This is a genomic window from Vibrio sp. A11 (assembly GCF_013048705.1).
GTDB classification, from domain to species: Bacteria; Pseudomonadota; Gammaproteobacteria; order Enterobacterales; family Vibrionaceae; genus Vibrio; species Vibrio metschnikovii.
The window spans coordinates 186,286-211,150 of sequence record NZ_VHSI01000006.1 but is presented as its reverse complement, the minus strand read 5'-3'; the positions used below and the strand labels follow the sequence as shown (position 1 = coordinate 211,150).

Annotated in this window: 22 protein-coding genes; 18 read left to right on the top strand and 4 right to left on the bottom strand. The window is 45.9% G+C overall.

Annotated features, from left to right (window positions below; genetic code table 11):
• The first annotated feature begins 69 nt into the window (after positions 1 to 69).
• Positions 70 to 330: a succinate dehydrogenase assembly factor 2 gene (locus tag FKQ60_RS08665; RefSeq protein ID WP_004394337.1), complete on the top strand. Its 261-nt coding sequence runs from the start codon at positions 70 to 72 to the stop codon at positions 328 to 330.
• Complete coding sequence (locus FKQ60_RS08660) at positions 299 to 703, top strand: protein YgfX (RefSeq protein WP_306695167.1); 405 nt, start codon at positions 299 to 301, stop codon at positions 701 to 703. The genes FKQ60_RS08665 and FKQ60_RS08660 overlap by 32 nt, the downstream gene beginning before the upstream one ends.
• Positions 704 to 708: 5 nt before the next feature.
• Here the strand turns inward: FKQ60_RS08660 and nadB are convergent, their stop codons facing one another.
• Positions 709 to 2,313: an L-aspartate oxidase gene (nadB, locus tag FKQ60_RS08655; protein ID WP_170906304.1), complete on the bottom strand. Its 1,605-nt coding sequence runs from the start codon at positions 2,311 to 2,313 to the stop codon at positions 709 to 711.
• Between the two features lie 327 nt (positions 2,314 to 2,640).
• Here nadB and rpoE point away from each other — a divergent pair, with 327 nt between their 5' ends.
• From rpoE to acpS, 11 genes are all read left to right on the top strand, one after another.
• Positions 2,641 to 3,213 carry an RNA polymerase sigma factor RpoE gene (gene rpoE, locus FKQ60_RS08650; protein ID WP_040903842.1) on the top strand — a complete coding sequence of 191 codons (573 nt, stop codon included), beginning with the start codon at positions 2,641 to 2,643 and terminating at the stop codon, positions 3,211 to 3,213.
• Between the two features lie 31 nt (positions 3,214 to 3,244).
• Positions 3,245 to 3,871 (top strand): sigma-E factor negative regulatory protein, encoded by a 627-nt coding sequence (locus tag FKQ60_RS08645; protein WP_161426007.1) that lies wholly within the window; start codon positions 3,245 to 3,247, stop codon positions 3,869 to 3,871.
• Positions 3,868 to 4,830 (top strand): sigma-E factor regulatory protein RseB, encoded by a 963-nt coding sequence (rseB, locus tag FKQ60_RS08640; RefSeq protein ID WP_154170117.1) that lies wholly within the window; start codon positions 3,868 to 3,870, stop codon positions 4,828 to 4,830. The genes FKQ60_RS08645 and rseB overlap by 4 nt, the downstream gene beginning before the upstream one ends.
• Positions 4,827 to 5,297 carry a SoxR reducing system RseC family protein gene (locus FKQ60_RS08635; RefSeq protein WP_040903838.1) on the top strand — a complete coding sequence of 157 codons (471 nt, stop codon included), beginning with the start codon at positions 4,827 to 4,829 and terminating at the stop codon, positions 5,295 to 5,297. Before rseB ends, FKQ60_RS08635 begins: the two co-directional genes overlap by 4 nt.
• 113 nt (positions 5,298 to 5,410) lie before the next feature.
• Positions 5,411 to 7,204, top strand: coding sequence for a translation elongation factor 4 (gene lepA / locus FKQ60_RS08630; RefSeq protein WP_154170735.1), 1,794 nt, complete (start codon positions 5,411 to 5,413; stop codon positions 7,202 to 7,204).
• Positions 7,205 to 7,288: 84 nt separating this feature from the next.
• The gene (gene lepB, locus FKQ60_RS08625) at positions 7,289 to 8,185 is read left to right on the top strand and encodes a signal peptidase I (RefSeq protein WP_004394329.1); all 897 of its coding nucleotides are present in this window, start codon (positions 7,289 to 7,291) and stop codon (positions 8,183 to 8,185) included.
• A gap of 37 nt (positions 8,186 to 8,222) precedes the next feature.
• Complete coding sequence (rnc, locus tag FKQ60_RS08620) at positions 8,223 to 8,900, top strand: ribonuclease III (protein WP_154170121.1); 678 nt, start codon at positions 8,223 to 8,225, stop codon at positions 8,898 to 8,900.
• Positions 8,893 to 9,858 carry a GTPase Era gene (era, locus tag FKQ60_RS08615; protein WP_004394322.1) on the top strand — a complete coding sequence of 322 codons (966 nt, stop codon included), beginning with the start codon at positions 8,893 to 8,895 and terminating at the stop codon, positions 9,856 to 9,858. The genes rnc and era overlap by 8 nt, the downstream gene beginning before the upstream one ends.
• A gap of 142 nt (positions 9,859 to 10,000) precedes the next feature.
• Positions 10,001 to 10,726, top strand: coding sequence for a DNA repair protein RecO (gene recO, locus FKQ60_RS08610; RefSeq protein WP_004394321.1), 726 nt, complete (start codon positions 10,001 to 10,003; stop codon positions 10,724 to 10,726).
• Positions 10,723 to 11,454, top strand: coding sequence for a pyridoxine 5'-phosphate synthase (gene pdxJ / locus FKQ60_RS08605; protein ID WP_154170123.1), 732 nt, complete (start codon positions 10,723 to 10,725; stop codon positions 11,452 to 11,454). The genes recO and pdxJ overlap by 4 nt, the downstream gene beginning before the upstream one ends.
• A gap of 6 nt (positions 11,455 to 11,460) precedes the next feature.
• Positions 11,461 to 11,853 (top strand): holo-ACP synthase, encoded by a 393-nt coding sequence (acpS, locus tag FKQ60_RS08600; protein ID WP_154170125.1) that lies wholly within the window; start codon positions 11,461 to 11,463, stop codon positions 11,851 to 11,853.
• A 22-nt stretch (positions 11,854 to 11,875) separates the two neighbouring features.
• On the opposite strand, the gene barA is transcribed toward acpS, so the two are convergent.
• A complete protein-coding gene (barA, locus tag FKQ60_RS08595) occupies positions 11,876 to 14,662 on the bottom strand; it encodes a two-component sensor histidine kinase BarA (RefSeq protein WP_170904993.1) in 2,787 nt (928 codons plus the stop codon).
• A 223-nt stretch (positions 14,663 to 14,885) separates the two neighbouring features.
• Here barA and rlmD point away from each other — a divergent pair, with 223 nt between their 5' ends.
• The 5 genes from rlmD to eno all read left to right on the top strand — a co-directional run bounded on the left by rlmD (position 14,886) and on the right by eno (position 22,657).
• Positions 14,886 to 16,208 (top strand): 23S rRNA (uracil(1939)-C(5))-methyltransferase RlmD, encoded by a 1,323-nt coding sequence (rlmD, locus tag FKQ60_RS08590; protein WP_154170130.1) that lies wholly within the window; start codon positions 14,886 to 14,888, stop codon positions 16,206 to 16,208.
• Between the two features lie 65 nt (positions 16,209 to 16,273).
• Complete coding sequence (gene relA / locus FKQ60_RS08585; protein WP_004394308.1) at positions 16,274 to 18,493, top strand: GTP diphosphokinase; 2,220 nt, start codon at positions 16,274 to 16,276, stop codon at positions 18,491 to 18,493.
• A 122-nt stretch (positions 18,494 to 18,615) separates the two neighbouring features.
• Positions 18,616 to 19,419, top strand: coding sequence for a nucleoside triphosphate pyrophosphohydrolase (gene mazG / locus FKQ60_RS08580; RefSeq protein WP_154170132.1), 804 nt, complete (start codon positions 18,616 to 18,618; stop codon positions 19,417 to 19,419).
• Between the two features lie 221 nt (positions 19,420 to 19,640).
• Complete coding sequence (locus FKQ60_RS08575; protein WP_154170134.1) at positions 19,641 to 21,278, top strand: CTP synthase; 1,638 nt, start codon at positions 19,641 to 19,643, stop codon at positions 21,276 to 21,278.
• A 77-nt stretch (positions 21,279 to 21,355) separates the two neighbouring features.
• The gene (eno, locus tag FKQ60_RS08570) at positions 21,356 to 22,657 is read left to right on the top strand and encodes a phosphopyruvate hydratase (protein ID WP_004394305.1); all 1,302 of its coding nucleotides are present in this window, start codon (positions 21,356 to 21,358) and stop codon (positions 22,655 to 22,657) included.
• 99 nt (positions 22,658 to 22,756) lie between these two features.
• On the opposite strand, the gene FKQ60_RS08565 is transcribed toward eno, so the two are convergent.
• Entirely contained in the window at positions 22,757 to 23,971 is a 1,215-nt protein-coding gene (locus FKQ60_RS08565) for a multifunctional CCA addition/repair protein (RefSeq protein ID WP_170906303.1), read from the bottom strand.
• A gap of 71 nt (positions 23,972 to 24,042) precedes the next feature.
• Entirely contained in the window at positions 24,043 to 24,651 is a 609-nt protein-coding gene (locus FKQ60_RS08560) for a TIGR04211 family SH3 domain-containing protein (protein ID WP_004394302.1), read from the bottom strand.
• Positions 24,652 to 24,865 lie beyond the last annotated feature (214 nt).

Below are 24,865 nucleotides of genomic sequence, written 5' to 3'. Positions count from 1 at the left end.
TAAGCTACTAGTTGTATTGAGGGTTGCTTGTTACACTTGCTGAAAATCTACCTAAGGTGAGGAAAGTCGATGTACACTACGCAAGAGAAAGCACGAGTGAAATGGGCATGCCGTCGTGGCATGTTAGAGCTTGATGTGGTTGTCATGCCCTTTTTCGAGGAGTGTTTTGAAGCCTTGAGTGAATCAGAACAGCAAGATTTTGTCTCTTTACTTGAGTGCGATGATCCGGATCTTTTTACTTGGATCATGGGGCATGGTCGCTCAGAAAATCTCGGTCACGCTGCCATGGTAGACAAGATTGTCGCTTATAATCTCAGCAAAGTCCGTTAAGCTTGCTTTAACTCCTTCCCTGTTTGCCCATATTACCGCGTGGTGTCTGTTGATGCTGCTGATATGGGCATTATTAATTTCACCCATCCCTCTCGTGGCCGCAGTGGTTATTCTGTGTTATTGGTTAAAGACGCCTTTATTAGATTGGCTGCCAGTCACCTTGTCAGAAGAGTTCGAGATTGATTTTTCCGGACGGCTGCGATGGGCAGACCAAGAGTTTTCCTACCAAGGTGTATCGTTATTATATCGAGGATTATTCATTCGTTTTTATGGTCGACAGCGATCAGTACTCTTATGGCGAGATAGCTGTCCTGAAACGGATTATCGTCAGTTGCTGGGGCGCTTAAAACGGGAGCACTCAGGCTCCCGTTGACGCTATCATCTTGGTGAGAGAATGGTTGGGCCACTCTTTTCTAGTGGTTGCGGATAGTCTAACGTGTAGTGTAACCCTCGGCTCTCTTTGCGTTGCATCGCACAGCGGACCATGAGCTCTGCGACCTGCAATAAGTTACGCAGCTCAAGGAGGTTATTGGATACTCGGAAATGACTGTAGTATTCATGGGTTTCTTGCTGCAATAACTGAATGCGTCGTAAAGCTCGTGCTAAGCGTTTATCGGTACGAACAATGCCCATGTAATCCCACATAAATAGACGGAGTTCATGCCAATTGTGTTGAATGACGACTTCTTCATCCGAGCAAGTCACTTTACTTTCATCCCAATGAGGCAGTGACGGCGGCATCTGGGCTTGAGGATGCAGACGTAAAATATCCTGCGCCGCAGACCAAGCATAAACCACACACTCTAACAAAGAGTTAGACGCCATGCGGTTGGCACCATGCAAACCGGTATAACTGACTTCACCAATCGCATACAACTGTTTAAGATCGGTTTGGCCCTGTTGATTGATAACCACACCACCACAGGTGTAATGAGCCGCTGGGACAATCGGGATCGGTTCTTTGGTCATATCAATGCCCAAATCCATCAGTCGGCTATGTATGGTTGGAAAATGCTTCTCTATAAACTCAGCAGGCTTATGGCTGATGTCAAGATACATACAATCAGCGCCTAAGCGTTTCATCTCATAGTCGATGGCTCGAGCGACGATATCCCGTGGGGCTAGTTCGGCCCGCGGATCAAAATCGATCATAAAGCGGCTGCCATCGGGGCGACGTAAATAAGCGCCTTCACCGCGCAGTGCTTCGGTAAGCAGGAAATTACGAGCCTCTGGATGATACAAACACGTTGGATGAAATTGGTTAAATTCCAGATTGGCGACTCGGCAACCTGCGCGCCATGCCATTGCGATACCATCTCCCGAAGAGACGTCTGGATTTGAGGTGTATTGATATACCTTTGATGCTCCGCCGGTCGCGAGCACAACAAATTTAGCTCGAATCGTCTCAACGTGTTCATCGTTACGATTCCAGACATAAGCCCCGACCACTTTATCTGCATCGCCACCAATTTTATCTTCGGTGATCAAATCGAGCGCATTGTAGCGCTCAAACAGGCGAATATTAGGATGATGGAGAATATTATCTTGCAGCGAGGTTTGCATCGCCATGCCGGTGGCGTCAGCGGCGTGCAAAATACGTCGATGGCTATGACCACCTTCACGGGTTAAATGGTAACGTGGCTGCCCCGCGGGATCGTTCTCTTCTCTATCAAAAGGAACGCCGCCATCGATAAGCCACTGAACACACGCTTTGGCATGCTCAGCGATAAATTGTACCGTCTCTTGGTCGCAGATCCCTGCGCCAGCGATCAGCGTGTCTTGCACATGAGATTCGATACTATCGGATTCGTCAAACACCGCCGCAATACCGCCTTGTGCGTAATAGGTCGCCCCTTCACTACGAGGTCCTTTGCTCAATACAATCACATGACAGTGCTCGGCTACTTGCAGCGCTAAAGATAAGCCTGCCGCGCCACTACCTACTATCAATACGTCGCATTGATGTTCTCGAGAGTCGTTCATAAGATGGTTTACTTCCTGAATTTTAAGTGGAACACGCCCACTTGAAATTAAACTAAAGCTGACAAGGTATTTACTTGTTGTAAACGTGACTAACCTTTAAGATCTTTATACCTTGCTGCCTATACCTCAAGTAATCTAACTTAGGTATCCGTTGTTCATTACAGCATAATGCGCAGCGTAAAGGAAAATTTTACCTGGCATTGAACTTTCTGTGTGTAATTGAGTCACAATAGTGCTCATGTAAGCAGTGGTGTCAAGCAAGCATTCTGCATAATTAGAGCCCATATCTGAGAAGGTAGGGGGATAACAATAGGAGTAACCGCTCGAATGAACGAGCAGCTGACCGATCAAGTGTTGATTGAGCGAGTTCAGAACGGAGATAAGCAGGCATTTAATCTTTTGGTGTTGAGATACCAAAATAAGGTGTGCAATCTTATTTCGCGGTATGTGAGCAACGCTGGAGACGTGCCCGATGTCGCACAAGAAGCGTTTATTAAAGCGTATCGTGCGATTCCGACGTTTCGCGGTGAGAGTGCGTTTTATACTTGGTTATATCGCATTGCTGTCAATACTGCGAAAAATCATATCGTCGCTCAAAGCCGCCGGCCACCCGCGAATGATATTGATGCTGAAGACGCTGAATTTTACGAAACTAATAATGCATTAAAAGAAATATCGAACCCTGAAAACATTACGCTGTCCAAAGAGTTGAAGCAGGCGGTGTTTAATGCGATAGAGGCGTTGCCTGAAGATTTAAAAACTGCGATGACGTTGCGAGAGCTGGAAGGTTTAAGCTACGAAGAGATCGCCGAAGTCATGGATTGCCCCGTTGGTACGGTGCGTTCTCGTATCTTCCGTGCTCGTGAAGCGGTCGAAAAGCGGATTAAACCGCTTTTGTAACCGATAATGAGCAATAAACATGGTGAAAATAATGGCTGACAAAGAAAAGCTTTCAGCGCTTATGGATGGCGAAGTGGTCGATAAATCGTTGTTACAAACGATTGCTCACGATGATGAAAGTCTCGATACGTGGAAAAACTACCACTTGATCGGTGATGTCATGCGTGGCGATGCCCCCGTGAGTTCAGAATGGAATATTGCTGGAAGCGTCGCTTTCGCTCTAGAAAATGAACCAGCTCATACTCGGTTAAGCGCCGTCACAACAAGTGAATCTGCTGAGCCTCGACTTGAGGAGCAGCCTTCAGCGCAAAAAGCTCGTCGTCAGTTGCCTGCTTGGCTTAGTCAGCTTGGACAAGTGGCGATTGCGGCCAGTGTGTCGTTAGCGGTGATTATTGGTGTTCAGCAATACGGTGGCAGCGATACTGTTGGCGCGCAAGATGATCAAATTCCGGTTTTACAGACGATCCCATTTTCAGGCAGCGCTGAGCCAGTGAGTTTGACACGTGATTCCGTCAATCGACACTCCAGTAATGAAGCCAGCATGCAAGAGCAGCGTCGGCGAATTAATGCGTTACTGCAAGATTACGAACTACAGCTAAGATTAAACAGTGATAATCTAGCCCCTCACACTCACCTAACTGAACCGGTAGTGGAATGAAAAAAATCCTGATCAGTGTGCTGGCACTGTTCAGTTTGCATGTAACTCAGGCCTTTGCAGAGGAATTATCTGCGGAGGCTTTGTTGCATCAGATGAACGACGCAAGTCAGCATCTTAATTATGAACTCTCTTATATTCTGCTGAAGAAAAACAGCATTGAGCCTTTGCTGTATCGTCACGCTCGGCAAGATGACCAACAATTTGCACATTTAATTTATCTGAGCGGTCCTGTACGAGAAGTGATTCGCCGTGGTAATGAAGTTAGCTACATCGAACCCGGTGTTGAGCCTTTTACGATTGAATCTGGCACTATGGTCGCTCCAACCATTCCGATGCTCAACAGTGATGTGGCTAAACTTGGTCAATACTATGATTTTGTTAAGATGGGGCGCGCTCGTGAAGCTGGGGCCGCCTGCCAAGTATTACGGATTGTTCCTAAAGATGGTTTGCGCTATTCCTATGTATTGTGGATAGATGAGCACAGTTCGCTGCCTTTACGTGCCGATTTAGTCGATCGCGATGGAGAAGTGCTTGAACAGTACCGCACTATTTCTTATTCAATTAATGATCAATTAGCTACGCTGATGTCTGGACTGAATAAGGTTCAACTGCCTGAAGTGTTATCATTGCCTAAAGGTAATATTCAGCAAACTTTTTGGACCGTGGGTTGGAAGCCTGATGGGTTTCAACCTCTTGAGCTAAATCGCTATCGGATGGCGATGACAGAGCGTTTAGTCGAGAGCCAGATGTTTTCCGACGGCCTGTTTAATTTTTCTGTGTATGTCTCTGTTCGTGATGACCATTCGCTCAAAGGCCAGTTGGTTCGGCAAGGTCGACGTACCTTACACAGTGTGATTAATGGCGATAACGAAATTTCCGTGGTCGGTGATATTCCTCCAGCAACTGCGCAGCGTATTGCTCAATCGATCACGTTTAGTCGTACTGAGGTCTCACCATGATGACCGCGCTAGCCACCGTGACTGAGGTAAAGCCCCAACCCAGTGGTTATCTCGTTGCGTTGAGTTGTGATCAGCAAACCAGCTGTAACCAATGTGCTTCGGTTAAAAGCTGTGGAACAGGTATTGTCTCAAAAGCGATAGGCAATAAAGCCTTATTTTGGCGCTTAGTGACCGATAAACCAGTCACCATCGGACAAATCGTCGAGATTGGTTTACCCGAAAAAAGCCTGCTGCAGTCGGCAGCCTTGGTCTACTTAGTCCCACTATTGATGATGATTGTGGGAGCGGTATTGGGAGAACTGTGGTTTGCGCCATTGTTAGGAGCATCGGAAGGTATCGTGATTGCTTGTGCGCTACTGTTTATGGGCTTAGGCGTTGTGATTGCAAAATATTTTTCTACTCAGTTAGAAAATGACTCATCACAGCAGGTGATCTTGTTGCGTGTTCTTGGTGAGCCGATCGCCTAAATTATGGTGCGAAGCCTAGCGAAATTGGGTAGAATCGGCCAACTTAAATGAAATGCCACTTCGGTGGCGTTTCTTATTCCCTAATCAGCAAAGAGTTTAGTCATCCCAAGCCTATGAAGCACATTCGTAACTTTTCGATCATCGCCCATATTGACCATGGTAAATCGACGTTATCTGACCGATTAATCCAAGTTTGTGGCGGATTAACCTCGCGTGAAATGTCAGAGCAAGTTCTTGATTCCATGGATCTTGAGCGTGAACGTGGTATCACCATCAAAGCGCAGAGTGTGACACTCGATTATCTCGCTAAAGATGGCCAAACCTATCAGCTTAACTTTATTGATACCCCCGGACACGTTGATTTCTCTTATGAAGTATCGCGCTCCCTTGCCGCGTGTGAAGGTGCCCTGTTGGTGGTGGATGCTGGTCAAGGGGTTGAAGCTCAAACCTTGGCTAACTGTTACACGGCCATTGAAATGGATCTCGAAGTGGTACCGATCCTTAATAAAATCGATCTACCAGCGGCTGAGCCTGAGCGGGTTGCGGAAGAGATCGAAGACATTGTCGGGATTGATGCGATCGATGCCGTTCGTTGTTCCGCTAAAACCGGTTTAGGTGTCGATGATGTATTAGAGAAAATTGTTTCTCAAATACCGTCACCAGAAGGGGACCCAGAGGCACCGTTACAGGCGTTGATCATTGACTCTTGGTTTGATAACTACCTTGGTGTGGTTTCTTTAGTGCGTATCAAAAATGGCAGCTTGAAGAAAAACGACAAGATCAAAGTCATGAGCACTGGCCAAATCTGGGGCGTGGATCGAATTGGTATCTTTACTCCAAAACAGGTGGATACCAACGGATTGGGTTGTGGTGAAGTAGGCTGGGTCGTCTGCGGTATTAAAGATATTTTAGGTGCTCCTGTTGGTGATACATTAACGCTCGCCAAGAATGGCAGTGAAAAGCCATTACCGGGTTTTAAGAAAGTAAAACCACAAGTCTACGCAGGACTTTTCCCTGTTTCATCGGATGATTATGAAAACTTCCGTGATGCTTTGGGTAAATTGAGCCTCAATGATGCGTCACTGTTTTATGAACCAGAAACGTCTGCGGCGCTAGGGTTTGGTTTCCGTTGTGGCTTCTTAGGAATGCTGCACATGGAGATCATCCAAGAGCGTTTAGAACGTGAGTACGATCTGGACTTGATCACGACGGCACCAACCGTTGTCTATGAAGTGCTTAAAACCGATAAAGAGACACTCTACGTTGATAGTCCGGCGAAATTACCAGCGATCAATGACATAGAAGAAATTCGTGAACCGATTGCGCGTTGTAATATCTTAGTGCCATCGGATTACCTAGGTAGTGTTATCACCTTATGTATTGAAAAACGCGGTACTCAGGTGGATATGATTTATCATGGTAATCAAGTGGCGTTGACCTACGATATTCCTATGGCAGAAGTGGTTTTAGACTTCTTTGACCGTTTGAAATCGACATCACGTGGTTATGCATCACTGGATTATGGTTTCCAACGTTTTGAAGAATCGAGCATGGTTCGAGTCGATGTACTCCTTAACGGAGAGAAAGTCGATGCGTTGGCAATCATCACCCATAAAGATCTTGCTCAAAATCGTGGTCGTCAGTTGGTCGAGAAAATGAAAGAGTTCATTCCTCGTCAGATGTTTGATATCGCAATTCAAGCGGCGATTGGCAACCATATTATTGCCCGTTCAACGGTTAAGCAGTTACGTAAAAACGTATTAGCGAAATGTTACGGTGGTGATATTAGCCGTAAGAAAAAACTGTTGAAGAAGCAGAAAGAAGGTAAGAAACGCATGAAGCAGATTGGTAACGTAGAGTTACCACAAGAAGCGTTCTTGGCTATCTTGCACGTAGGTAAAGATTAATCTTTTACTCGTGCGTTCAGCATTTGCTCTCAAGTGAAAGGGTCTTGGCCCTTTCACTTTCGTATTTTTAGATAAGGGAAGTCAATGGCGAATACATTTTCACTCATTTTGGTGATCGTTACTCTCGTGACCGGGATCATCTGGGCGTTGGAAAAGTGGCTGTGGTCAAAAAAACGTCTACAAAAACAAGCTCAAGTGCAGAACGAAACCAATGGGATTGATGCGGCAGTGGTTAGCAAAATCGCGCCACAACCTTGGTGGGTAGAAAATGCGGTCTCGATTTTTCCAGTGATCGCTTTTGTCTTAGTATTACGCTCGTTTATTTTTGAACCATTTCAAATCCCATCCGGCTCGATGATGCCAACGTTATTGGTTGGGGATTTTATTCTGGTTGAAAAATACGCCTATGGTCTTAAAGATCCTGTATGGCGCACACAATTAGTGGAAACTGGCAAGCCTGAGCGCGGCGATGTGGTGGTATTTAAATACCCACCTAACCCAAGTATTGACTATATTAAGCGTGTGGTTGGCATGCCGGGCGATATTGTTCGCTACAGCCCTACGAAAGAGATTTGCATTCAGACTCAACAAGATTCCCGTTGCCAAACGGTGAAATTATCTAATGTGCTTGAAAGCGAATTTGTACAGAATAATATTCCATTAATGCAGATGGATGAACAGCTGGGCCAGCAGGCACACAGTATTTTAGTTAACCCGTTACGGATGGATAATATTCGAGATTATCAACCTCGCGCGGGTGTTAATGAGTGGATTGTTCCACAAGGGCACTATTTTGTGATGGGTGATAACCGTGACAATAGTGCTGACAGCCGTTTTTGGGGCTTTGTACCAGAAGAAAACTTAGTGGGTAAAGCCGTTGCTATTTGGATCAGTTTTGAATTTGAACGATCTGCAGATAGCATCTTGCCAGCTTGGATCCCAACCGGAGTGCGATTTAATCGTATAGGTGGCATTAATTAGGTCAGCATTTCGCTGACCCGTAACACATCGAGAGAGCATGAATTCTCCAATTAGTAGATTAGAACCCAAACTCGGTTATCAATTTAATGATCCCGAGTTTATGGAATTGGCGCTTACCCATCGTAGCGCCAATGGTAAACACAATGAACGTCTTGAGTTTCTGGGCGATTCAATTTTAAGTTTTGTCATTGCTGACGAATTATATCGTCGCTTTCCTAAGATCAATGAAGGTGATATGAGCCGCATGCGTGCCACACTCGTACGCGGAAATACCCTTGCGGAGTTAGGCCGAGAATTTGGCTTGGGAGATTACTTAAAATTAGGTCCAGGTGAACTGAAAAGCGGCGGTTTTCGTCGTGATTCAATTTTAGCTGATGCCGTAGAAGCGATTATCGGTGCGATTTATCTGGATAGTGATATCGAGATGGTGCGCGGGATTATCTTAAATTGGTATCAGCCGAGATTAGATGCCATCAAACCCGGCGTATCGCAAAAAGATCCTAAAACGCGTTTACAAGAGTTTTTACAAGGTAAACGTAGCCCGCTCCCTATCTATATTGTGACTAATATTAAAGGGGAAGCACACAACCAAGAGTTTACGGTATCGTGTGATGTTGCTGGCATTGCCACACCCGTTATAGGTAAAGGCACTAGCCGACGTAAAGCCGAACAAGCAGCGGCTGAAACCGCTCTGGAGCAATTAAACCATGGCTGATAAAGAATTCGATATTGATGCGTACTTTTCATCAGATCAACAACCGAGCTCATCACCGGATAACCAACATTGTGGTTTTATCGCTATTGTTGGTCGCCCTAACGTTGGTAAATCGACGCTGTTAAATAATATTCTTGGGCAAAAAATTTCCATTACCTCACGTAAACCACAGACCACTCGCCATCGTATTATGGGTGTAGACACCAAGGGCGATTATCAAGCGGTTTATGTTGATACTCCCGGGCTGCATATTGAAGAAAAGCGGGCGATCAACCGTTTAATGAATCGTGCCGCCAGTAGCTCACTCAGTGATGTCAATTTAGTACTGTTTGTGGTGGATGGGACGCACTGGACTGCCGATGATGAGATGGTGCTCAATAAACTGCGTCAAGCCAATTTTCCGGTCGTGCTGTGCATCAATAAGGTCGATAACGTCAAAGATCGTAACGATGTGATGCGACACATGCAGGATCTTTCCAGCTTGATGAACTTTGTCGATATTGTGCCTATTTCGGCTAAGTTGGGGAAAAATATTGATGTGCTCCATCAGCATGTTCGTCATCATTTACCGAAAGCAACGCACCATTTCCCTGAAGAGTATGTGACCGATCGTTCACAGCGTTTTATGGCTTCGGAAATTATCCGCGAGAAATTAATGCGTTTTACGGGAGAGGAATTACCTTACTCGGTTACCGTAGAGATTGAGCGTTTTGATTACAACCCAGAAACCGATGGTTTCCATATTAATGCCCTGATTTTGGTCGAACGGATTGGCCAGAAAAAAATGGTCATTGGTAAAAAGGGTGAGAAAATCAAAACCATTGGTCGTGAAGCCCGCCTCGATATGGAAGAGTTGTTTGGACGTAAAGTCTATTTAGAAACGTGGGTCAAAGTGAAATCTGGTTGGGCTGATGATGAGCGAGCTTTACGTTCATTAGGCTATATTGACGATTTATAAATCGTTTCTGGTGGATTAAACGGCGCACCAGAAGATGATCCACAATGAGCTTAACGAATAAGACAGAGTCGCTTTATGCGGCTCTTTGCATCGTACATTTGGCCTTCTACGCTGTACTTTGATTGGAGTGGTTGGTGTCGTTATGATTGATGGTTTTCAGCGTTGCTTTGTCCTTAATCGCCGTCCTTATAGCGAATCAAGCTTAATTTTAGATGTATTTAGTGAAGAGTATGGTCGATTAACGTTGATGGCGAAGGGGGCTCGTGGCAAGCGCTCTCAGCTTAAAGGCGCTTTACAGCCGTTTACTCCACTATTGCTGAAATGGTCTGGCAACAGCACTATGAAGACATTACGTCAGGCTGAGTCGATAAGCTTAGGTCTTCCTTTAAGTGGCATCAGTCTCTACTCGGCGATGTACGTCAATGAATTGGTTGGCCGGGTCTTAGCGAATGACGTTCCCAGTCCCGCACTATTTCATGATTATTTGTTTGCGCTGACTGAGTTAGCGCAAAGTGATAATCCTGAGCCAGCCTTGCGTCGTTTCGAACTGGCATTATTGTCCTCTCTTGGCTATGGCGTTGATTTTTTACATTGTGCGGGCACCGGTGAGCCAATCACTCCGACGATGACCTATCGTTATCGTGAACAAAAAGGCTTTATTGCATCGGTAAGACGCGATAATTTAACCTTTTATGGCGATGAGCTGATTGCGATCAGTGAGCGACGCTTTACCACCAAAAATCAATTGCAAGCCGCAAAGCGCTTTACACGTATCGCCTTAAAGCCGTATCTTGGCGGCAAACCTTTAAAAAGTCGGGAGTTATTCCGACCCACAACGCTATCTAGAGCACGGAGTATAGAAACATGAGCTCAATTCTTTTAGGTGTCAATATTGACCACGTTGCCACGTTACGTAACGCGCGTGGTACCCGTTACCCTGATCCTGTGCATGCGGCAGAGATCGCTGAGCGAGCGGGAGCGGATGGCATTACCATTCACCTGCGAGAAGATCGTCGCCATATTCAAGACCGTGATGTGCGTATTTTGCGCGAAACCTTGCAAACGCGGATGAACCTTGAGATGGCGGTGACCGATGAGATGCTCGAAATCGCTTTAAACACTCAGCCTGAATTTGTTTGCTTGGTACCAGAAAAGCGTGAAGAGCTGACCACTGAAGGCGGTCTGGACGTACTAGGACAGTTAGAGAAAGTGAAAGCCGCGACCGAAAAATTGACCGCTGCAGGAATTAAAGTCTCTCTATTTATCGATGCCGATCGTGAGCAAATTGACGCCGCGAAAGCATGCGGTGCGCCTTTTATTGAATTGCACACTGGGCATTATGCAGAAGCCTCTAATGAGACAGAACAGCAAAATGAATTGAAAAAAATCGCGGCAGCAGCAGCCTACGCCAGCGATCTTGGTATTACGGTCAATGCCGGACATGGTTTGACGTACCACAACGTAGCGGCAATTGCTGCTATCCCTGAAATTTATGAGCTGAACATTGGTCATGCGATTGTAGGCCGAGCGGTGTTTGATGGTTTGAGTAAAGCGGTTGCAGATATGAAAGCCATCATGGATAACGTACGTCGTTAATCGTCGATGATTGTAGGCTTAGGCACAGACATTACTGAGATTGAACGCATTGAGAAGGTGCTTACCCGCAGTGGTAGTGCCTTTGCGGCGCGGATCCTCACCCCTGAAGAGCAGGTTAAATGTGCGGCTTTAAAACAGCCCGCGCGCTTTTTAGCCAAACGTTTTGCCGCCAAAGAAGCGGCGGCCAAAGCCTTAGGTACTGGGATCGCCAATGGTGTCACGTTCCATGATTTTCAAATTACCAATGATGCCCAAGGTAAACCTCATCTAATTCTGCATGGGCGAGCGAAGCAACTCGCCGAAGCCATGCAAGTCACATCCATTCATCTATCGCTTTCCGATGAGCGACATTATGCTGTCGCTACGGTGATTTTTGAGTCATTGGTGCCTTCGAATTAACCGCCTATCTCCACTACGCGTACTAGTGAAGGTATTGTGGCGCTTCGCTGAGTAGCTTCTCCATTTCATCTTGCAGTTCAAATAATTCTGGTTCGATATCACTGAGTTGGCTCCCTGAGCGCAACATGTGTTCCAAGGTTGCACAGATGGCTTTTAGTGATGGCGTACCGCTGTAAGAGCAGCTACCGTGTAGTTTATGGATATGATGCAGTAAATCGTCTAACGCATATTGATCATCTTGCTGTGCTTGATTCACCACTTGAATAACATCAGGAAGATAATTGACCAACAGTTGTAGCATCTCTTTAGCTAAGTCTTCTTTGCCTGCGGCTTGCTTTAAGGCCAGTGGCCAATCAATCACCATTGAAGAGGATAGATTGGCGGTAGAGTGGGGCGAGAGGATCGGCTCTGCTTGATGGTGGCTCAAGGGAAGTTTCTCTACACCATGAGTTAAGTGGGTTGGACTCCAGTGCACCAGTACTTGTTGTAAAATATGCTCTTCAATCGGTTTGGTTAGGTAATCGTCCATGCCCGCTTTTAGCAGCCGATCTCGCTCTCCGGCCATGGCGTGTGCGGTTACCGCAATAATCGGTGTGGTGGCATTGAGCGGTAACTGTTTAATTGCTTTACAAGCGCTAACCCCATCCATATGTGGCATCTGAATATCCATTAAAATGATATCAAAGGCGCGCAGCGTCGCTTGCTCCACTGCGCTTATTCCATCGCTGCAAGTGACCACCTGTGCAACCCTTTCCTGCAGTAGGGCGCTGATCAGTTTTAAGTTGGCTGGGTTGTCATCAACCGCCATCACGGTCAAGGGCAGTTTATCTATTTCACGCGGTTGCTCTATAGGCGTCGCTCGTGTCGGCTGATGAGCTAATAAGGTTTGCAATAGTTTGCGGCGTGACAACGGTTTAGTGACGCATTGTACCGGATAATGCTTCATCAGTTGGTCTGCCAATGCCAGCTCGGTACTTGGTGTACCAATAATGACATGTGGTGCAGATTGCAATGCTTGTTGAATCCATTGCTCCACGATGGTGCTGTCGGTTTCTTTCGTTGGTGATAAATTCAGTAAAATATAATCGTAGTGTTCCGATTCTTCAGGCATCGATGAGCGATAGGTAACGCTTAACCCGGCTTGCACTAACTGCTGCTGAACAATAGAAGCGGCCTGCATATTAGGTTCAACAAGTAATAACTGTTTATCTAATAGCGCCTGCGGATCGACCCAATCACTGATTGGCATGGTTGTCGCAGGTAAACGCAACGTAAACCAGAATGTCGAACCTTGATGCAGCCGGCTGGTTAAACTGATTTCGCCGCCCATTTGCCCGACTAACTTTTGCGTGATGACTAAGCCCAAACCTGTGCCACCGTAACGACGCGAAATGCTCGCATCCGCTTGACTAAAGGCTTGGAAGAGCTGGGCCTGCTGACGTTCTGAAATGCCGATTCCGGTGTCGCGGACCATAAACTGCAACTCAACCATATCATCCCGTTGTGAGCGCATTTCGACGCTGATATCAATGTTGCCACGTTCGGTAAACTTAATCGAGTTGCCGACTAAATTGGTTAAGACTTGTTGAATGCGTAGTGGATCGCCGACGAGGCCTAACGGGATCTTTGGATCAACTTTGAGCGTGATTTCTAAGCCTTTTTCATGGGCGCTGGTGGCCTGGAGATTAACCACTTCTTCTAAGGTTTCTTGAAATTCAAAAGGAATATTTTCCAGAGCGAGCTTGCCCGCTTCGAGTTTTGAGAAATCAAGGATGTCATTAATGATGGTTAATAAGTTATTGGCTGATTTCTCAATGGTTTGTAGGTAGTCAGTTTGACTGTTGGTTAACTGGGTTTTCAGCATTTGACGCGTAAAGCCGATCACCCCATTGAGCGGAGTACGCAGTTCGTGTGACATATTGGCTAAAAACTCAGATTTAATTCGAGCGGCTTCTTGAGCGCGCTTTTTGGCAATATCCAGTTCAACGTTTTGGATCTCTAATTGCTCAAGGGTTTCGCGCAGATCTGAGGTGGCTTGATCAATACTGTGTTGCATTTCTACATGGTATTCGGATAGCGAGACCGCCATGGCATTAATGCCTTTACGTAGCGAGTCCAACTCACCATGCATTCTCCCTTCAATTCGAACATCTAAATGGCCGCGCCGAATGCGGTCAACCATGTTTTTCATATGGGTAATGGGACGAGTCACGTCGTGCATGAGGCGAACGGCGAAAACGCTAGAGAGCACTAAGCCCATAATTAATACTAAGCAGGCGGAGAAAATCTCTTGATATTGTTGTAAACGCAACGAGGAGAGATCTAATTCAATGGCAATATAACCCAGTACCGGTACCGATCGCGCGCTGTTGGTATTATCTTCGAGTAGGCGACTTTCTGCCAAAATCGGTGTACGGAGAATCAGGGTGTTATCATGTTGCTGAGCGCTGCCGAGGACGGGGATCGGTTGCTCTTTAGGGTACATCAAGCTTTCAAAGTTGGGATGAAAGTTGGAGGTAACAAATAACTCATGGCGAGCATCGAATACCGCAATACTGCGTACTAATTTGGAATGTTTACGATGAGCATAACTAATGATCCGTCGTACCGATTCTCTACTTTGGTTTTTTAACGCTTCTTCGCTGGCAATCGCCAGTGGTTCAATGATACTTGCCCCAGAATTGAGAACCTGAATTTCCAAATCGTGGTAACGATTGAATGAGAATAAAGCGCTAAGCAGTAACCCAATAATTAAGGTTGGTGCTAAAGTCAGGGTAATAACACGCGCACGTAAGCCATATTTGGTCATTATTGTCTAAACATCGTGGTGTGGATATGGGAAAATAACCCGCATTACAGTGGCGAAGCTATTCAATAAGTCGCTATCGTGGTTGAGTCAGACGGCGGTTGTCTACCTACAACGCTAAGCCACTATAGCTTAATGCAAGAGTAATGGCTTCGACAATCTTCCCCACACAGAATAGTGATGCTGGGGCAAAAACCTTTTTATAAATCACACTTAGGCACAGAGCATGGCACGTTTTTTCCAAGCGAAGAAGAACACCTCGATTCAATCTAAACATCAGTCAGTCATGGTGACTAAGCTGGATCATCTTGGCGCGGGGATTGCGTATCAGCAAGACAAACCGACTTTTATTGACGGAGCGTTGCCTGGTGAAGAAGTTGTGATTCAAATCACTGAAAGTAAAAGCAAATTTTCGCGGGCAAAGCTTATCAAGGTGCTTGCCCCTAGTCCCGAACGCGTCGTGCCATTTTGCCAATATTATCAGCAGTGTGGCGGATGCGATTTGCAACACTTATCTCGTGAAGCGCAAATTACTCATAAACAGCAAACTCTTAGCCATTTAATGAGCAAGTTCGCTAAGCAAGCGGTACCATTGTCAGCGTCGATCATTGATGAAGATAAAGGCTACCGTCGCCGAGCGCGACTCAGTTTATGGTGGGATAAAAAAACACGGCAATTGCAGGTTGGGTTTCGGCGTAAGCAGAGTAAAAGTATTGTCAATGTGACGGATTGCCCAGTCCTTGAACCTCATCTTAATCAATGCTTAGCTGAGTTAAAACCTTTACTGAGTGGGTTTAAGCAGCCAGAACAACTGGGGCATGTTGAGTTGATCAAAGCCGATAATACCAGTGTGCTTTTATTGCGCCATTTAGCGCCGTTACCGAGTGCCGATAAGCAACGTTTGTCTGAATTCGCTCAGCGTCATCAATTGGCATTGTATTTGTTGACCGATGATCACCCGTTGGAGCATGTGCAAGGTGAAACGCCTTACTATCAAGAGACGGGAGTGACGATGCATTTTTTGCCCACTCACTTCATTCAGGTTAATCAATCCATCAACCAGCGCATGGTTGACCAAGCTATCGAATGGTTAGAGATTCAAGCCAATGACCGAGTGCTTGATCTCTTTTGTGGCTTAGGCAATTTTAGTTTACCGCTGGCACGCATTGCTCACTATGTGGTTGGGGTTGAAGGCGTCGATGAGATGGTTTCAGTGGCCAGTGAGAATGCTCATTTGAACCAGATCAATAATAGCGCCTTTTACCAAGCCAATTTGGAACAAGATATGACCAAGGCAACGTGGGCGGCTGAAAAGTTTGATAAAATACTGCTTGATCCGGCGCGAGCGGGCGCAGCAGGGATTGTTGAACAGTTGGGACAATTATCGGCTCAACGTATTGTTTATGTCTCGTGTAACCCCGCAACTTTAGCGCGTGATAGCCAAAGCTTACTCAATCAAGGTTATCATTTGGCGAAATTGGCTATGCTTGATATGTTTCCTCATACTAGTCATTTAGAATCGATGGCTCTGTTTGTAAAAAATCGGTAAGCGGCTGAACTTTCGGGAGCGAAAGTCAGTCGATACCCTAAAATCTAAAAATTAGGATTATCCCTATGGTTGCGGTTCGTAGCGCACATTTAAACCCAGACGAACAGTTTGAACTAGAAAAATGGATTGCTAGTTTGCAGCAAGATAGCAAAACGACGGCGAGACTGATGGAAGTCTATCGTCAGTGTGATCATTGGCTTGAGGGGCACTCTCAAGGTCCAATGTTGCTATGGCGTGGACGGGAAATGATCGAAATATTGATCACTTTGTCGATGGATAAACCCACCTTAGTGGCAGCGCTACTGTTTCCGATTGCCACCAGCGGTTTGTTGGATCAAGAAGAACTCGAAGAGCATTACGGCAAAGAGATCATCAAGTTGATTCATGGTGTTGAAGAGATGGCAGCGATTGGGCAACTCAATATCACCATGCAAGGCAGTGAAGCGTCGGCACAAGTTGATAATGTTCGCCGTATGTTGTTGGCGATGGTTGATGATTTTCGTTGTGTAGTCATTAAGTTAGCAGAACGAATTTGCAATTTACGTGAAGTAAAAGACCAGCCTGATGAAGTGCGTCGCGCCGCAGCTAAAGAGTGCGCCAATATCTATGCGCCACTAGCGAACCGTTTGGGGATTGGTCAGTTAAAATGGGAAATTGAAGATTACGCGTTTCGTTATCAACAACCAGATACTTATAAACAAATCGCTAAACAGCTCTCTGAGCGGCGTATTGTCCGTGAACAATACATCCGTGATTTCGTCAATGATCTTCGCCAAGAGATGCAAGCATTGAATATCAATGCTGAGGTGAGTGGTCGTCCTAAGCATATCTACAGCATTTGGCGCAAAATGCAGAAGAAAAACCTCGCGTTTGATGAGCTGTTTGATGTGCGCGCGGTGCGGATCATCGCTGATAAATTGCAAGACTGTTACGCCGCTTTAGGCATTGTGCATACTAAATATAAACACTTGCCGGGCGAATTTGACGACTATGTGGCCAATCCGAAACCTAATGGTTATCAGTCGATTCATACGGTGATTTTAGGCCCCGAAGGCAAAACCATTGAGATTCAGATCCGAACTAAGCAGATGCATGAAGAGTCTGAGCTTGGCGTTGCCGCGCACTGGAAATATAAAGAAGGCGCATCGACGGCTCGTAGTGGTTATGATGAAAAAATCACCTGGCTACGTAAGCTGCTTGATTGGCAAGAAGAGATGTCCGACTCAGGGGAAATGCTTGATGAACTGCGCAGTCAAGTCTTTGACGATCGGGTCTATGCCTTTACGCCGCGTGGTGACGTCGTCGATTTACCGATGGGCGCAACACCGCTCGATTTTGCTTACCATATTCACTCAGAAGTAGGTCATCGCTGCATTGGCGCTAAAGTGGCAGGGCGAATTGTGCCGTTTACCCATAAATTACACATGGGAGATCAGGTAGAAATTATTACCGCTAAAGAGCCTAATCCTTCTCGTGATTGGTTAAATCCATCACTGGGCTTTGTGCATTCTGGTCGGGCTCGAGCCAAAATCAACGCTTGGTTTCGTAAACAGAGCCGAGAGAAAAACCTCGAAGCGGGACGTGAAATTCTCGAAAACGAATTGGCAAAAATTGGCGCTAAGTTAAAAGATGCCGAAGCGTACGCGTTAAAGCGCTTTAATGTTAATAGCGCCGATGAGCTTTACGTTGGTGTTGGCAGTGGTGATCTGCGCATCAATCAAATCATTAATCATATCAATGCATTAGTGAATAAGCCCACCGCTGAAGAAGAAGATAAGATCGCCTTAGAAAAATTAGCCGGTGAAGTAAAAACGACCACCACTCAAACCACTCACAAGGATGCGGTCGTGGTGCAAGGGGTGGATAATTTAATGACCCATCTTGCTCGTTGCTGTCAGCCGATTCCTGGTGATGATATTCGCGGTTATATCACTCAAGGACGCGGTATTTCGGTACATCGTAGCGATTGCGAGCAGCTTGAAGAACTCAGTCACCATGCGCCTGAACGCATCATTGAAACGGTTTGGGGGCGAGGTTTTGTGGGAACTTATCGCTTGACGTTACGGATTGAAGCGATGGAACGCAGCGGGTTATTAAAAGACATCACCACATTACTGGCTAACGAGAAAGTGAAAGTGATCAGCATGAAAAACCGCAGTGATTATAAACGTCAATTGACGATCATGGACTTTGAGTTAGAGGTCAATAGTGTTGAAGTTCTACAGCGGATCATGAAGCGAACGGAGCAAATCAAAGACGTTATGCTCGTCAAACGATTGGGCTGAACCATGACCTACGCCGATCAGTGCGAGTGGCGATGGCGTCGTGTCGCTGATTAGTCCTTAATCAATAACGAGGTGCGATGATGCTCATTGGCCTCGTTATTACGTATCAGTAAAGAGAAAGTATGTCTCATCCTATTGTACAACTTGAACAGATTATGGCGCAGTTACGTGATAAAGAGCATGGCTGCCCATGGGATAAACAACAAACCTTTGAAACGATTATTCCGCATACCATCGAAGAAACCTATGAAGTCGTCGATGCGATAGTCCAGCAAGATTGGCCTAACTTACAAGAAGAACTCGGCGATTTATTGTTCCAAGTGATTTTTTATAGCCAGCTGGCTAAAGAGCAAGGATTATTCGAGTTTTCTGATGTGGTAGACACCGTCAATGAAAAGCTCACTCGCCGTCATCCGCACGTCTTTTCTGACGCAAAGTTTGCCGATGAGCAGCAACTGGCTGCCCATTGGCAGGCCGAAAAACATAAAGAAAAGCAGCAAGCAGGCAAAACAGAACAAAGTATTCTAGACTCAATACCACAAGCGTTACCGGCCTTGTCGCGGGCTAATAAAATCCAAAAGAAATGCGCTCAATTTGGTTTTGATTGGTCAAGTGTCGGCCCTGTGGCGGAGAAGGTGCAGGAAGAGTTGGATGAGGTGATGGCGGAAGTGCTGCAAGTGCCCGTCGATGAGCAAAAGGTAGAAGAAGAGCTTGGGGATTTACTGTTTGCGACGGTTAATCTGGTTCGTCATTTAGGTAAGGATCCTGAACTGGCCTTAAATAAAGCCAATCATAAGTTTGTACGCCGTTTTCAAGCCGTAGAGCAATTAGCATCATTAGCTGAGCAGCCACTAACCAGTTTGACATTAAACGAGTTAGATGCGTTATGGGAACAAGTAAAACGACAAGAGAAAAAGGTTCGTTGACTCTATGTATCGCATGGATCTTCTCACTGCGTCATTTTGAGCGAGTTAATCAACCGTGGTGAGCCAAGAAAAAGCACCGACTTCAATCTGTTTGATTTGAAGCAAAAAATAAAAAACTGAGTGTGATAGATTTCACGTTGTGGCGATAAATGGGTTCTGGTATAGTTTTATCCCGTCCAGAAGAAATCCATTTCCCTCATTCAACCAATTTCAGGTTAAACATGACAACAAATTATATTTTTGTTACTGGCGGGGTTGTATCCTCTCTAGGTAAAGGTATTGCAGCAGCATCGCTTGCGGCGATTTTAGAAGCTCGTGGTCTTAAAGTGACCATGATGAAGCTTGACCCTTACATCAACGTTGATCCGGGCACAATGAGCCCAACCCAACATGGTGAAGTGTTTGTCACGGAAGATGGCGCTGAAACTGACCTTGACCTTGGTCACTACGAACGTTTTATTCGTACCAAAATGACTAAGCGCAATAACTTTACTGCTGGTCGTGTTTATGCTGATGTATTGCGTAAAGAGCGTCGTGGTGATTACCTAGGTGCAACGATTCAGGTTATTCCTCATATTACCAATGCGATCAAAGATCGTGTTCTTGCTGGCTCTGAAGGCCATGAAATCGCGATTGTTGAAGTTGGTGGTACCGTCGGTGATATCGAGTCTTTACCTTTCATGGAAGCTATCCGTCAGTTAGCGATCGAAGTCGGTCGTGAGCGGGCGATGTTTATGCATCTGACGTTAGTGCCTTATCTTGCTGCCGCTGGTGAAGTAAAAACCAAACCAACCCAACATTCGGTTAAAGAGCTACTCTCGATTGGTATTCAACCTGATATTCTGGTTTGTCGTAGTGATCGAGTGATCCCTGCGAATGAGCGTAAGAAAATTGCTCTATTCTGTAACGTCCCTGAAAAAGCCGTTATCTCAATGAAGGATGTTGATTCGATCTACAAAATCCCTCAGCTTATCAAGTCACAAGGTTTAGATGACTTGGTATGTGCACGTTTTGGTATTACCGCTCCAGAAGCCGATCTTACCGAGTGGGAACGAGTCATTTATGAAGATGCTAACCCAACGGGTGAAGTGACGATTGGCATGGTCGGCAAATACATCGAGTTACCGGATGCGTATAAATCGGTTAACGAAGCACTGAAACACGCGGGCCTTAAAAACCGTTTAAGCGTGCATATCAAATACATCGATTCGCAAGATGTTGAAACCAAAGGTGTTGAAATCTTAGAAGGTGTTGACGCTATTTTGGTTCCAGGTGGCTTTGGTGATCGTGGTATTGAAGGTAAAATCCTTGCTGCTCAATATGCACGTGAAAATAATGTCCCTTATTTAGGCATCTGTCTGGGGATGCAAGTGGCGTTGATTGAATACGCACGTAATGTTGCGGGTATGGAAGGCGCGCATTCAACAGAATTTAACAAAGAAACCCCATTCCCTGTGGTAGGCTTAATTACCGAGTGGGTTGATGGTGAAGGTAACGTAGAAGAGCGTACCGAAAGTTCCGATTTGGGCGGCACCATGCGTTTAGGTTCGCAGCTTTGTCACTTGACGAAAGGCACCAAAGCTTATGAGCTTTATGGTAGCGCGACGATTCATGAGCGTCATCGCCATCGTTATGAAGTGAATAACCATCTTCGTCCAAAAATTGAAAAAGCAGGCTTGAAAGTGTCTGGATTGTCAGCAGACAAGAAACTGGTGGAAGTGATTGAAAACCCAGCTCATCCATGGTTTGTTGCGGCTCAATTCCACCCAGAATTCACATCGACGCCTCGTGATGGTCATCCATTATTTGCAGGTTTTGTGAAAGCAGCCGGTCAGTTCCAACGCGGTGAATTAAAGTAAAAGGATATGGGTAGCGGCTTAAGTTGTGCGGCTATCCTTTTAGTTTTGACATTTAAATTCAATGAGAGGAAACATTAATGTCTAAGATCGTTAAAGTTCTAGGTCGTGAAATCATCGACTCACGTGGTAACCCAACAGTAGAAGCTGAAGTACACCTAGAAGGCGGTTTCGTTGGTATGGCAGCTGCTCCATCTGGTGCATCTACTGGTTCTCGCGAAGCGCTTGAGCTACGTGACGGCGACAAGTCTCGTTTCCTAGGTAAAGGTGTTCTTAAAGCGATTGCTGCGGTTAATGGCCCAATTGCTGATGCTCTTGTCGGTAAAGACGCAAAAGATCAAGCGACGATTGACCAAGTGATGATCGACCTTGATGGCACGGAAAACAAATCTAAGTTTGGTGCGAACGCGATTCTTGCGGTATCACTAGCGAACGCGAAAGCAGCCGCTGCCGCTAAAGGTATGCCTTTGTATGAGCACATCGCTGAGTTAAACGGCACTCCTGGTCAATTCTCTATGCCTCTACCAATGATGAACATCATCAACGGTGGTGAGCACGCCGATAACAACGTAGATATCCAAGAGTTCATGATCCAACCTGTTGGCGCAAAAACGCTAAAAGAAGCAGTACGTATGGGCGCAGAAGTGTTCCATAACCTAGCTAAAGTTCTTAAATCTAAAGGCTACAACACTGCTGTTGGTGACGAAGGTGGTTTCGCTCCTAACCTAAAATCTAACGCTGAAGCGCTAGAAGTTATCGCAGAAGCGGTTGCAGCGGCTGGCTACGTGTTAGGTAAAGACATCACTCTAGCGATGGACTGTGCAGCATCTGAGTTCTTCGACAAAGAAGCCGGCATCTACAACATGAAAGGTGAAGGTAAAACCTTCACTTCAGAAGAGTTCAACCACTACCTTGCTGAGCTAGCTAACAAGTTCCCAATCGTATCTATCGAAGACGGTCTTGATGAGTCAGATTGGGATGGCTTCAAGCACCAAACTGAACTACTTGGTGACAAGCTGCAATTAGTGGGTGATGATCTGTTTGTAACCAACACTAAGATCCTGAAAGAAGGTATTGAGAAAGGTATTGTTAACTCAATCCTGATCAAGTTTAACCAAATCGGTTCACTAACTGAAACATTGGCTGCTATCAAGATGGCGAAAGATGCTGGTTACACTGCTGTTATCTCTCACCGTTCAGGCGAAACTGAAGATGCAACGATTGCTGATCTAGCGGTAGGTACTGCTGCCGGTCAAATCAAAACGGGTTCTATGAGCCGTTCTGATCGCGTTGCTAAGTACAACCAATTGATCCGTATTGAAGAAGCACTAGCTGGTCGTGCTCCTTTCAACGGTCTAAAAGAAGTGAAAGGCCAAGCGTAATCCTTTTGGATACGGCTTAGCATCATCGCTTAGAGAACGCCCTGCCTAGCAGGGCGTTTTTTTGTATTGAAGATAGGAACAAGGCCGGTACAGTAGGGCTTATGCCGCTGCGCTAATCGCTTGTATTCGCCGTTTATTAAGCTCTTCTTTAATGGCTTTACCCTGAAAACCATCAGCGATCACCTGCTGTACCTCGACACTTAGAGCCGCTTGATAAGCATTAAGAAATAGATCGCGTTGCGGATAAGCGTTTGCTTCGCAGCCTAATCGACCTGCGTGATCCGCCTGACAACAGAGCAAAACGTCATATAAACGCTCGGGTTTACGCCAGACATCGAGTTTATCGAGTATCTTAAGCTTGGTGCTCGCTTTAAGCTCTGCCGCTCGATGAATGTTTGAATGCTGCTCACAGACTAATAATGCTAGATCTTTGCACTCATTAGGAATGCGGACACGTTCGCATAACGCGTTAATAATTTTAACTCCGGTATGGCAGTGCATTTTGTGGCTTGGCCATTCACTCTGCGGTGTTACTCCTTTGCCAACATCATGTACTTGCGCAGCAAAACGCACCGCAATGGATGGAGAGAGCTTTGCCGCTTGTGCGGCGACCATTAACGTGTGTACTCCGGTATCTATTTCAGGGTGCCACTGCTTTGGTTGTGGTACACCGAATAAGCGGTCAATTTCAGGTAATATGATCGCCAGCGCCCCACATTCGCGCAGTGTAGAGAGAAAGACCTCTGGATTCGCGGTCGAAAGCGATTTATGCCACTCTTGCCAGATGCGTTCTGCTGTTAAATGATGCAACTCTCCAGATTGAGCGATCTGTGTCATTAATTGCATTGTCTCGTTAGCAATCACAAACCCAAGGTGCGCCAACTTTGCCGCAAATCGTGCGACGCGAAGGACACGAAGCGGATCTTCGATAAAGGCATCAGAAACGTGGCGTAAGAGACGATTGTGCAAATCACGCTGGCCACCGTAAGGATCAATCAGCTTGCCAGTGTTATCTTGTGCTATGGCATTAATCGTCAGATCGCGTCGAGCGAGGTCTTCTTCAAGACTGACATCTGGGGCGTAATAACAAGCAAATCCGGTATAGCCTGATCCTGTTTTACGCTCAGTACGAGCCAGTGCATATTCTTGTTTTGTCTTAGGGTGTAAGAAGACAGGGAAATCTTTACCGACCGCTTGATAGCCGGCTTGACGCATTTGTTCTGGGCTGCTGCCGACGACGACCCAATCTTGATCATGTACTGGCAAAGAGAGTAATTGATCGCGCACCGCGCCACCAACGAGATAAACTTGCACAGAGGCTCCTTATTGAGACAAACAAGTGCGAAGACAAAAACGGCCACCTTAGGTGACCGTTGATCGTGTTATTATGCCCATCCGGCAGGATTACGCTTACGGCGAGGGATAATGTGTGGTAGCACTAGACCAAACAGCAAGCCGCCGCCAGCAACGCCACCGCCATAGATAAAGTATTTCAAGAGTAAATCCTCTTTTTGGGTATCTAGGCGAGCACGCAGTTCACGGATTTCAGTTTGCGAAGCAATCAGTTGCTGACTGATATCGCTATAACTTTGCTCTAGATCGGCGATTTGTTTGTTACGAATTTCTAATGAATCGACCAGTCCCGCTTTTTCACTATCGGCATTTTGGCGAGCATTGGCCAGTTGGTTCTTCACTTCTTTGAGTTCTTTTTCAAGTAATGGCAGGCGAACCGCCATGCTGACTTCACGAGTCACAAAGCGGCTTTCTATCCAACCATTGCGTCCTCGTTCATCAACAATTTGGCTATAACCTGTCTCTTTATTGGTGTTGAGCAGTTTAACTTTCTCTCCCGCATCAATCGATCCAATAATACGAAACTGATTACTTGGGCCGGAATGCATATAAGTAAACAGTTTATCTGCGACATAACGGTCTTGGGCGAGCGCTGGTGCTGCTAATAAAGAAAATAGCACCATGCAGATGAGTTTTTTCACGGTAGATCCCTTAATTATGGTCAATATTGCGCGTGAGAGCTTTGAATCATCTCATTCTGTTGATGGGCGCGCAATAGGGTTATGTACGACTTTATTATCAGTCTTAAGGTTTGTTTTACAAATAGTAAAAACTTTCTGCGCGCGGCGCAACAAAGAAGGGAGGCTGAGCCTCCCTTTCTGTGCGTTTGAGTCAATAATGACAATCCGTTTACAT